General features: G+C 63.1%; 7 protein-coding genes, 2 tRNA genes, 1 rRNA gene and 1 pseudogene. 5 read left to right on the forward strand and 6 right to left on the reverse strand.

Translation table 11 applies throughout. The features are described 5' to 3' along the window. Positions 1–308: 308 nt before the first annotated feature. The 5 genes from L0U84_RS33555 to L0U84_RS33575 form a co-directional block, all read right to left on the reverse strand. Positions 309–384: transfer RNA gene (locus L0U84_RS33555), tRNA-Ala, on the reverse strand. Between the two features lie 47 nt (positions 385–431). Then, positions 432–508, reverse strand: a tRNA-Ile gene (locus L0U84_RS33560). A 74-nt stretch (positions 509–582) separates the two neighbouring features. Next, a 16S ribosomal RNA gene (locus L0U84_RS33565) occupies positions 583–2,113 on the reverse strand. A gap of 603 nt (positions 2,114–2,716) precedes the next feature. After that, positions 2,717–3,457 carry a CbtA family protein gene (locus L0U84_RS33570; RefSeq protein WP_233856310.1) on the reverse strand — a complete coding sequence of 247 codons (741 nt, stop codon included), beginning with the start codon at positions 3,455–3,457 and terminating at the stop codon, positions 2,717–2,719. 11 nt (positions 3,458–3,468) lie between these two features. Next, positions 3,469–3,690 (reverse strand): CbtB domain-containing protein, encoded by a 222-nt coding sequence (locus L0U84_RS33575; protein ID WP_013093044.1) that lies wholly within the window; start codon positions 3,688–3,690, stop codon positions 3,469–3,471. 285 nt (positions 3,691–3,975) lie between these two features. On the opposite strand from L0U84_RS33575, the gene L0U84_RS33580 reads away from it, so the two are divergent. Then, positions 3,976–4,596: a histidine phosphatase family protein gene (locus L0U84_RS33580; RefSeq protein ID WP_233856311.1), complete on the forward strand. Its 621-nt coding sequence runs from the start codon at positions 3,976–3,978 to the stop codon at positions 4,594–4,596. 13 nt (positions 4,597–4,609) lie between these two features. Here the strand turns inward: L0U84_RS33580 and L0U84_RS33585 are convergent, their stop codons facing one another. Next, entirely contained in the window at positions 4,610–5,050 is a 441-nt protein-coding gene (locus L0U84_RS33585; RefSeq protein ID WP_233856312.1) for a hypothetical protein, read from the reverse strand. 193 nt (positions 5,051–5,243) lie between these two features. Between L0U84_RS33585 and L0U84_RS33590 the strand changes: the two are divergent. From L0U84_RS33590 to L0U84_RS33605, 4 genes and pseudogenes are all read left to right on the forward strand, one after another. Further along, positions 5,244–6,762, forward strand: a pseudogene (locus L0U84_RS33590) (ATPase domain-containing protein). A 3-nt stretch (positions 6,763–6,765) separates the two neighbouring features. Continuing rightward, positions 6,766–8,424: an ATP-binding protein gene (locus tag L0U84_RS33595; protein ID WP_233856313.1), complete on the forward strand. Its 1,659-nt coding sequence runs from the start codon at positions 6,766–6,768 to the stop codon at positions 8,422–8,424. Positions 8,425–8,633: 209 nt separating this feature from the next. Beyond that, on the forward strand, positions 8,634–9,338 hold the full coding sequence (locus L0U84_RS33600) for a MarR family winged helix-turn-helix transcriptional regulator (protein WP_233856314.1): 705 nt from the start codon (positions 8,634–8,636) through the stop codon (positions 9,336–9,338). Between the two features lie 6 nt (positions 9,339–9,344). Then, positions 9,345–11,447 (forward strand): FUSC family protein, encoded by a 2,103-nt coding sequence (locus L0U84_RS33605; protein ID WP_233856315.1) that lies wholly within the window; start codon positions 9,345–9,347, stop codon positions 11,445–11,447. Positions 11,448–11,489: the final 42 nt, after the last annotated feature.

Consider the following 11,489-nt stretch of genomic DNA (forward strand, 5'->3'; position numbering starts at 1 on the left):
ACGGGTGTGTCTCTCAATGATTGCTCACCGCAGATCACTTCCGCTACAGGTTGAGTATTCGTGTTGCGCCGTATTCCAAAGCAATCTTTCGATCACTTAAAAATACATCGATACAATCACAACCCTGATTCACCTACTCACGCACCCATCTCTAAGTACGCTTTCGTGAATCTCTTTACTACTTCTTCCTGATTGTTAAAGAACGACAGCCGATATCACAGTCAAACTGTGTACCGCTCTGACTGGCTCAATCGCCAATGCAAAGTACTCAGCATCCCACTTCGTGCTGAACCCTTGGCATTGAGGATTGGTGGAGGATGACGGGATCGAACCGACGACCCCCTGCTTGCAAAGCAGGTGCTCTCCCAGCTGAGCTAATCCCCCGGTCATACAGCACTCACGGGTGCCCCAGCCTGCACCACAGACAAGGATGGTGGGTCTGGATGGATTCGAACCATCGACCCCCGCCTTATCAAGACGGTGCTCTAACCGACTGAGCTACAGACCCCTGAGCCTGTCTGCGTTGCTTCTACTAACCACAGCCGATAAGCGTGAGCGCTTGCGCAGCAATGCAAGCTCTGGAAAGGAGGTGATCCAGCCGCACCTTCCGATACGGCTACCTTGTTACGACTTCACCCCAGTCATGAATCCTACCGTGGTGACCGTCCTCCTTGCGGTTAGACTAGCCACTTCTGGTAAAACCCACTCCCATGGTGTGACGGGCGGTGTGTACAAGACCCGGGAACGTATTCACCGCGGCATGCTGATCCGCGATTACTAGCGATTCCAGCTTCACGCACTCGAGTTGCAGAGTGCGATCCGGACTACGATCGGTTTTCTGGGATTGGCTCCACCTCGCGGCTTGGCAACCCTCTGTTCCGACCATTGTATGACGTGTGAAGCCCTACCCATAAGGGCCATGAGGACTTGACGTCATCCCCACCTTCCTCCGGTTTGTCACCGGCAGTCTCCCTGGAGTGCTCTTGCGTAGCAACTAGGGACAAGGGTTGCGCTCGTTGCGGGACTTAACCCAACATCTCACGACACGAGCTGACGACAGCCATGCAGCACCTGTGTTATGGCTCCCTTTCGGGCACTCCCACCTCTCAGCAGGATTCCATACATGTCAAGGGTAGGTAAGGTTTTTCGCGTTGCATCGAATTAATCCACATCATCCACCGCTTGTGCGGGTCCCCGTCAATTCCTTTGAGTTTTAATCTTGCGACCGTACTCCCCAGGCGGTCAACTTCACGCGTTAGCTACGTTACCAAGCCAATGAAGGCCCGACAACCAGTTGACATCGTTTAGGGCGTGGACTACCAGGGTATCTAATCCTGTTTGCTCCCCACGCTTTCGTGCATGAGCGTCAGTATTGACCCAGGGGGCTGCCTTCGCCATCGGTATTCCTCCACATCTCTACGCATTTCACTGCTACACGTGGAATTCTACCCCCCTCTGCCATACTCGAGCGATGCAGTCACCAATGCAGTTCCCAGGTTAAGCCCGGGGATTTCACATCGGTCTTACATCACCGCCTGCGCACGCTTTACGCCCAGTAATTCCGATTAACGCTCGCACCCTACGTATTACCGCGGCTGCTGGCACGTAGTTAGCCGGTGCTTATTCTTCCGGTACCGTCATCCCTCACGGATATTAGCCACGAGGTTTTCTTTCCGGACAAAAGTGCTTTACAACCCGAAGGCCTTCTTCACACACGCGGCATTGCTGGATCAGGCTTGCGCCCATTGTCCAAAATTCCCCACTGCTGCCTCCCGTAGGAGTCTGGGCCGTGTCTCAGTCCCAGTGTGGCTGGTCGTCCTCTCAGACCAGCTACAGATCGTCGGCTTGGTAGGCCTTTACCCCACCAACTACCTAATCTGCCATCGGCCGCCCCTTGAGCGCGAGGTCCGAAGATCCCCCGCTTTCCTCCATAGAGCGTATGCGGTATTAATCCGGCTTTCGCCGGGCTATCCCCCACTCCAGGACACGTTCCGATGTATTACTCACCCGTTCGCCACTCGCCACCAGGATTGCTCCCGTGCTGCCGTTCGACTTGCATGTGTAAGGCATGCCGCCAGCGTTCAATCTGAGCCAGGATCAAACTCTTCAGTTCAAACCTGTTACTGTTTTCGGTCTCTCTCGAGACCGGTCGCTCACTCAACGTACTGACGATGATTGATCCGTCTTTCGACAGATAAACCTTCCTCTAATACTGTGTGAGGCTTCTGATACTTTTGCCTTGCAGCAGATTCCGGAGAATCCGCCGCCGCATTCCGCATCAAGCGCCCACACTTATCGGCTGTTAGTTTTTAAAGATCGATCCGCCCAACCCGCAGCGCCTGAACTACAACCACCCGGCACCGCTTCGTTTGCGTCGCTGCGTCTGCAGCAGAGAAACGAGATTATGGAGAGCGGTCCGCGCTCCGTCAATACCCTTCTCACAAATTATTTTAAAAAGTTTAGGAGCTTAAAAAATAAGCAGCGCCGCACGCAGCACAAATTAGTTAGGCATCCAATAGAATCCGACTGGTCGCCGCGCCGAACGGGGGGAGAGAAGAACGGAGTTGCGAAAAGCCGCCCAGCGGCTTTTCCACAGAAAATGTTTGCAAGGCTGTGGATAACTGCTCCACAACCGCGCCAAGTGCTTGATGCAAAACCAATCTCACGCATTGCGCGCGAAGCGCGGCCGCTTGCCGGCCGCGCGCCACCGTCCTATTCAGGCGGACTTCATCGTCACCCGCGCATTCGTATGCATAAAGGCGCTGCGCTCGACCATCGCGCCGAACAGCAGCCCGATCGTCGTCCACATGACCACCTGCATGCCGATCGCCGCGACGCGGAACTTCCACAGCAGCACAGCCGGGAAGGCGGCCGGCACTTCATTGATGACCGGCATCGACAGTTGCACGGCCGCGATGATCACGACGAACACGAGCCCCGCGACAATCGAGCCGTTCCATGCCCCCAGCTTCGCCGCCGCACGGCGTCGCACCTTCAGCGAAAACACCATCGTCGCGAGCGAGATCGCGATCATCAGAAAGAACAGGCCCGTGCGCGTGCCGATCGTCTCCGGATCACCGACCGACGGCGGATTGGCCGGATACTTGATATTCGGCACGATCACGAGCGCGATGAACGCACCAAGCGCAAGCCACGCGGACAGTGCACGTACGCTCAACGCACCCGCCCGTCCATATGCATAGGCAAACACCAGCGAGAACAGGCCGCCGAAGGCCACGCCGTATGCGACCACGCCGGTCAGCAGACCGAGGCCAGCCTGCGTCTGACGGCTGACGATTTCGGGCTCGGGCGCCTCGCCGCGTGCGGCAGCCGCCTTCTCTTCGAATGAAATGGCCTGATCGACCTGCGGTTCGCCGACGATTCGCGCGAACGCGAACGTGAGCAAGCCCGCGACGATGCCCGCGAGCATCCCGCGCACCAACAATTTACCTACCATGTCGAACCTCGTTAGTGGCAGGGAAAGCCGAGCAGATGGCGGCCGTCGTGCACGAACTCATGCACGTACATGCCGGGCACGAGCGACGTCGCGCCCTGTTCCGCACCAACGAAGTAAAGCGCGAGCAACAGCAGCAAGCCGCCGAACACTACCCACGGCAGCAGTTCACGCAAAGGAATGGGAGTGGGCTGGGCCGCCGGTTGCGCGGCGCGATCGAAAACAGCTTCGGTCATGATGGACATCTCCTGGGGTAACGCGCCCCGAAAGTCGATTGCAGAGGAATGATGCGAAGCTCAGGTCTGGCTTTCGGCTCTTGTGGATTGCAAGGCCGATTACAGTGGCGCGACCGCGCCGGGCTCTCACCGGCTTCCGTGCTTCGCAGTGCCGCTATTCTACGCGCTAAACTGCGGCTTCCGTGACGGCGATGGCTGCCTCGCAACATGGAACGCGCAACGCTTGCAGCGAGCCGAGCCGATGAAGCCACGCAGGCAAATGCAAATGGACCGCCAAGGCAAAGCATGGATACGCGACTATTACTGGTGAGCCATGCGGCAACGGCCGCGCAGCGCGCGGGCCGCTTCCCAGCCGACGATCCGCTCGACCCGCGCGGCCGCGCCGAAGCCGAGGCTGCGCGCGCAAGTCTCGCGCTTCCCGCCGACGCCGCCGTGTTCACCAGCCCTGCCGCCAGCGCGCGCGAAACGGCCGCCGCGCTCGGCCTGAACGCAACGCCTGCCGACCCATTGGCGGATATCGACTATGGCAAATGGCGCGGCCAGCGTCTCGCGGACATTGCCGACGCAACGCCCCGCGAGCTCGCCGTCTGGACGCGCGAGCCCGACGCTGTACCGCCCGGCGGGGAATCGTTCGCGCAACTCGTGAGGCGGGTTGGAGAGTGGCTCGACGCGCAACAGGCGGACGTGCGTTCATGCAACGCAGTCAACGAAGCAAGCTCCGCAGCCGTTGCGCACGGTCGAAGCATCGTCGCAATCACCCACGCGGCAGTCCTGCGAGCGGCCATCGTGCATGGCCTCGGCGCATCGCCCAGCGTGTTCTGTCACATCGAGATCGCGCCGCTGTCGGTCGTCGAATTACGCCACTCGCGACGCGGCTGGTCATGGTGGCCGTCCGCCACCGCCTGAACGGAACCGCCGCTTACCTGCCCGACACCACGAGCCGCAACCGGTTGGCCCCCTCGGGCGTCAGGGTGATTTCCGTGCGTCGATCCTTCGCGCCGAGATAAAAGTGCTGACGTCCAGGCGAATTCTGATCGTGCGTCGCATCGGGCAGGCACGACGCGACGTCGGCCGCGACCGCTTCCAATGCATCCGCGTTGGAGCCCGCCGTCTGATGCGGCGTCCACGTGCACTGGAAACTGCGATGCGCGGCTGAACATTGCGCGTCGTCGCCATAGGGTTGCGCGACGCCTTTGCCGTCGTCGGGCGTTAGCGAGGCGAAGCCGTCCGGCGCCGCGGCCACGATCCGTTTGAGCGCACCGCAAGGTCGGGGGCTGTCGTCGGCGGATGCGCTGACCGGCAGCAGGGCGACGAGCGCCGCCGCGGTGAGCGCGATAGCGGAGAGTCGAATGGTTTTCATCTTGTGCCTGAAGCTTCCGGAGTTCTGCTGAAAAAGCTCGCAGCGAGCCACCTTCAACAGCACGCTTCATGCCCATGCGCGCAAGCACCGCGCTCTCAAGCGACAAGTCGGCATATAAATTGCGTGGCGCCATATCGGCCGCGACATCGCGCCCCTTCCCCTCGAAGCCACTGCCGACGTCATTTCAAACATCATGTCGACCACTACCGCCGCCCCTGCCCCCGCTCGCCTATCGTCGGGGCGTCGATGGAATCGACCACATCCTCGGCGGCGGTCTCACGCCGAACCGCATGTACCTCGTGGAGGGTGAGCCAGGCACGGGTAAAACCACGCTGGCGTTGCAATTCTTACTCAAGGGCCTCGACGAAGGGCAGACCGGCCTTTACGTCACGCTGTCCGAAACCCGTGCCGAATTGCTCGCGATCGGCGCGAGCCACGGCTGGGATCTGAGCCGTTTCACGATACTCGAACAGCTGCCAGAAGAAGGGCTCGAACCGCAATACGAGCAGACCGTGCTGCACCCGGCCGAAGTCGAACTCGGCGAAAGCGTGCGCAACGTGATCGAGCACGTCGACGAACTGAAGCCTGCGCGCGTCGTGCTCGACAGCCTGTCCGAACTGCGTCTGCTGGCGGAGAATCCATTGCGCTACCGTCGGCAGATTCTCGCGCTCAAGCATCACTTCTCGACGCGCGAATGCACGGTGCTGCTGCTCGATGACACATCGGCCAGCGCCTCCGGCATTCAGCTTCACAGCATCGTGCACGGCGTGATCAGCCTCGACAACATTGCCCACGACTACGGCGGCAACCGTCGCCGTCTGCGCATCGCGAAGATGCGCGGCATCAGGTTCCGCGAGGGCTATCACGACTTCACGCTGAACACCGGCGGTCTGCGAGTCTATCCGCGCCTCGTCGCCGCCGAGCATCACACCGAATTCGGCACGAGCCCGTTGAGCACCGGCACACCCGGCCTCGACGCGCTGCTCGGCGGTGGCCTCGTTCCCGGCACCAATTCGCTGATCATCGGCCCATCGGGGGTCGGCAAAACGACCACCGTCGTATCGTGCCTGCTTGCCGCGCTCGAACGCGGCGAGCGTTGCGCGTACTACGTGTTCGACGAAACGCTCAGCACGCTGATCACGCGCTGCGCGACGCTCGGCATGGATCTCGCGCGTCATGTCGACAGCGGTCTGCTGACACTGCGCCAGATCGATCCCGCGGAAATCTCGCCTGGCGAGTTGTCGAGCGACGTGCGCAACGCGGTCGAAACCGAGCACGTGCGCTATGTCGCGATCGACAGCCTGAACGCCTATCTGCAGGCGATGCCCGGCGAGCGCTACTTGCTGCTGCACATGCACGAACTGCTCGGCTATCTGAATCAGCAGGGCGTGATCACGATGCTCGTGCTCGGACAGCACGGCATCATCGGCGAAGTGCAGACCGAGGTCGACATCAGTTATCTGAGCGACGTAGTCGTGCTGTTCCGCTATTTCGAGCACCATGGCGAAGTGCTGACCGCGGTGACCGCCGTCAAGAGCCGCGCGAACGATCATGAGCGCACGATTCGCCAGTTCCGCCTCGGCACCACAGGCGTCGAGGTCGGCGAAGCGCTGCGCGACTTCGAGGGCGTGCTATCGGGCCTGCCCTCGTATCGCGGCGGCACTGCGATGCTCGGCTCGACGAACAGTCTGATCGATACCTCGGGACAGTAAGCGATGGAGCAGCGTGTCCTCATCCTCGCACCGTTCGGCCGCGACGCCGATGTAATCGCCGCTGTGCTGCACAACGATGCACGCGCCTGCGTGACCTGCGACGACGCCGACGCGCTCACCACCGAGCTCGACGTCGGCGCCGGCACCGCGCTGCTCACCGAGGAAGCGCTCGCGAACGGCCATAGCGCAGGCCTCTTTGCGTGGCTCGAACGGCAGCCCGCATGGTCCGACTTCCCGATCATCCTGCTCGCCGCGCGCAGCATCGGCCATCGCTCCGCGCGCGGGCTCGAAGTGCTCGAACGGCTCGGCAACGTAGTGGTGCTCGAACGCCCGCTCAATTCGGAAACGTTGCGGCGGGCGGTCGCGTCGTCGTTGCGGGCCCGCAGGCGGCAGTATGAATCGCGACGGCTGCTTGCCGAGCGCATCGAGGCACAGGACGCGCTGGAGCAGCTGAACGATTCGCTGGAAAGCCGCATCGCCGCGCGCACACACGAACTCGCGTCAGCCAATGACCGGCTGATGGCCGAGATCCACGAACGCGCGAAGGTGCAGGCCGTGCTCGTGCAATCGCAGAAGATGGAGGCGCTCGGTCAGTTGACTGGCGGCATCGCGCACGACTTCAACAATCTGCTGAACGTGATCATGGTCAACGCGGAGCTGATCGCGCGCATGAGCGGTGACGAGCGCCTGCGCGGCATGGCAGCCACCGTCAAGCGCGCGACCGAGCGCGGCGCGAAACTGACCGGCCAGCTGCTGACCTTCTCGCGCAACAGTAATCCGGATCTGAAAGCGATCGATGTGGTCGCGCTGCTGCAAGGCATGCGCGACATCATCGCGGTGTCGCTCGGCTCGGGCATCCGCTATGACAACGACTTCGAGCGCAACGAAATGTGGACCCAGGCCGACGCGAATCAGCTCGAGCTCGCGGTGCTCAACCTCGCGATCAACGCGCGCGACGCGATGCCGGCCGGCGGCCGCCTCGACATTCACGTGACCCTGCGCGACGCGCCCGACCAGACGCTGAAGCACGGCCGCTATGTCGTGATCGAAGTGGCCGACAACGGTGAGGGCATTCCGCCCGACGTCGTATCGCGGGTATTCGATCCGTTCTTCACGACCAAGCCGGTCGGCAAGGGCACGGGGCTCGGCCTGAGCCAGGTGTATGGCATCGCGAGGCAGGCGGGTGGCGCCGCGCGCATCTTCAGCGAAGCAGGCGCGGGCACCACCGTGCAGATCTGGCTGCCGATGCGCGAGCGGGTGGCCGCACACAGCAAAGCGGAGTCCGACGCGGAAGCGAACGCGGTCGGCGACAAGCGCGTGCTCGTAGTCGAGGACGACAGCGAAGTGCGCGCGATGCTCGTTGAATCGTTGCGCATGCTCGGCTACACGGTAACGGAGGCCCCCGACGGCCAGGCCGGCCTCGACCGCCTGATCGACGATCATCCCGATCTACTGATGGTCGACTTCGCGATGCCGGGCATGAACGGCATCGACGTGATCGCCGCGGCCCGCAAGCTTCGTGCCGATCTACCGGTGATCCTTGCGACCGGTTATGCGGACGTCAACATTTCCGATCTCGCAGTCAAGCATTGCACGATCCTGCGCAAGCCGTTTCAGCTCGACGATCTGGCGCGCACGGTGCGGATCGGGCTAGTCGCGTGAATCAGGTGAATCGCGTGAATCAGGTATATCGAGCGCATCAAAAGACGTATTAAAACGTCGGACACCGCGCACCCAACGGATCTGTCAGACCGCCTCCTCGCCACCTATTTAACGCCGCTGTCGCATTCGCGCCGCAGACTCTTCCGGTTCGGCCACAATTTCCAATTCAATAGTTTGCTAACGAATATTTTGGAAATACAATACCGGCCATGTCGAATCTCGATGCCCTGCGCCGCACCGTCAGCAGCACGCTGGTCGTCGCCGCCAGAAAGTGGCGGCGCACGAGCCATGGTGTGCTCGCGGCCTTCAACGTCTCCGAAGCGTGCGCGACGCCGCTTCTGACCGCGAGCCGGCTCGGCTCGGCGGTGCGCCAGGTCACGCTCGCCGATCACATCGGCATCGAGGGGCCATCGCTCGTGCGGCTGCTCGACCAGTTGTGCGCGGCCGGACTGATGCGTCGCGACGAAGACCCCGAAGACCGCCGCGCGAAGACCGTCGTACTGACCGACGAAGGCCGCGCCGTCACCGCGAAGATGGAAGAGGAGCTGGTCACGCTGCGCGCGCAGGCGCTCAAAGGCGTGTCGCGCGACGATCTCGAAGCCGCGCTGCGCGTGCTCGACGCATTCACGACCGATGCCGCGGAACGCGCCGAGGCAGCCAGCGGCGAACGCGACACGCACGGCGAACGCGCACAGCCTGCGCGCCCGCAACCGGCCGGGCACGCGCCGACGAAGCGGACATCGTCGGCGAAGCGCGGGAGCGCCAAACCCGAGGCACCTGCCAACCAGGTCAAACGGACGAGCGGCAAAAGCGCCGCCAAAACGTCCGGCCAATCTCGCGGCACCGTCAAGGCGCGCAAATCCACCAAGCGCCGCGCGCGAGCCACCGCGCCGCACAACGCCGATTCCGCGTAACGGTTTATGGTCTATCCCACTCTCCGCGACTGGCTGTTTTCCGTCAAGACGTTCGCCGCGGCCATGCTCGCGCTCTACATCGGCCTCGCGTTCGAACTGCCGAGGCCGTACTGGGCCATGGCCACCGTCTATATCGTGTCGAACCCGTTCGTCGGCGCGACCCGCTCGAAGGCAATCTATCGTGCGCTGGGCACCGCGCTCGGCGCGTCGGGCGCAGTGCTGCTGGTGCCGCCGTTCGTCGAATCGCCATACCTGTTCAGCGTGATCGTCGCGACATGGACCGGCACGATGCTCTACCTCGCGGTGTCGGACCGCACCGCGCGCAGCTACGTGTTCATGCTCGCTGCCTATACGATGCCGATCATCGCATTGCCATCGGTGACGAATCCCACAGCCGTCTTCGATCTCGCCGTGAGCCGGACCGAAGAGATCATCCTCGGCATCGTCTGCGCGAGCATCGTCGGCAGCGCGGTGTTTCCGAGCCGGCTCGCGCCGACGATCATCGAGCGCACCGACGCATGGTTTCGCGACGCCGCGTTCTACGCGACCGAAACGCTGTCGGGCCGCATCGCGAGCTCGGCGATTTCCGGCGCGCGGCAACGGCTCGCGAGCACGATCAACGGTCTCGAACTGCTGCTGAGCCAGCTCGCCTACGATCACACGCGGCCCGACGTGCTCGCCCGAGCGCATGAACTGCGCGGGCGCATGCAGTTGCTGCTGCCGATCATGTCGTCGCTCGCCGATCCGCTGCTAGCGCTCTACAACAACGGCCCCCAACATTGGCCCGAGGGACTCCAGACGCTGATCGCCGACGTCATCAAGTGGTTCAATCAGCCGCTGCCCGCGCCGCGCGGGGGCTACCACGCGGACGAGACCGCCAACGCGCTGCGCGCGCGCATCGCCGCGATGCGCCCGCCCGCCGCCGCGCTCCAGCATTGGGACGGCGCGCTGCTGTCGAATGCGCTGTGGCGCCTCGGGCAAGTGATCGACGTGTGGCAGGACTGCCGCTCGCTGCGCATCATCATCACGCGCGAAGAAGGTTCGTGGCGGCCGCATTTCCGTCATTGGCGGCTCGGCGGCACCGAGCGCTTCTACGATCGCGGCATGATGCTGTTCGCGACCGTGTCGGCCGCCGCGGCCGTGGTGCTCGCGTGCGTGCTGTGGATCACTTCGGGCTGGAACGACGGCGCGAGCGCGGTCACGCTCGCGGCGGTCGCCTGCTGCTTCTTCGCCGCGCTCGACGAGCCCGCGCCGTTCGTGTTCCGCTTCTTCCTCGCGACTGCCGTCAGCGTGGTGGCCGCGGGCCTCTATCTGTTCGTCGTGCTGCCGCAGGTGCACGACTTCCCGATGCTGGTGATCCTGTTCTCGGCGCCGTTCATTCTGGTCGGCACGCTGATTCCGCGCCCGCAGTTCAACATGGTGACGGTGCTGGTCGCGGTGAACACCGCCACCTTCATCAGCATTCAGGACGCGTACGACGCGAACTTCCTGACCTTCATGAACGCCAACCTCGCGGGCCTCTCGGGCCTGCTGTACGCGTACCTGTGGACCCGCGTGACGCGCCCGTTCGGCGCCGAGCTCGCCGCGGCGCGCCTGCTGCGCTCGAGCTGGGCCGACGTCGCGCTGACCGCGTCCACGCGACCCATCCAAGATCCGCGCAATCTCGCCGCGCGCATGCTCGACCGGCTGATGCAATTGATCCCGCGCCTTGCGGCCACCGACGATCACCGCCATCCGTCGATCGAAAGCTTCCGCGATCTGCGCATCGCGTTCAACGCGCTCGATCTGCGCCGCCTCACACGCAAGCTCGGCGGCGAAGCGGCCGGCGCGATCGACCATGTTCTCGATGGAGTGCATGCATACTACGAAAGCTGCGTCGATCGACGCCATCGCTTGCCGGTGCCGGACAGTCTGATGTCGTTGATCGACGTGGCCGTCGCGCGCGTCACCGCGCAGGGGCTCGCGAACGCCGCGGCGCCTACCGAGACCTCGCAGACTTCGGCGCGCCAGTTGCGCGATGCGCTGCACGCGCTGGTTGGCTTGCGTCTTTCGCTGTTTCCGGCGACCCTCACGAAACCGACGCCGACCGAACCGGAGGCCCGCGCGTGATGTCCCCATTCGTGCGCCAGTTTCCGCACCCCGCTCCCCTCT

Origin of the sequence: Paraburkholderia sp. HD33-4 (genome assembly GCF_021390635.1) — a bacterium.
Classification (GTDB): Bacteria; Pseudomonadota; Gammaproteobacteria; order Burkholderiales; family Burkholderiaceae; genus Paraburkholderia.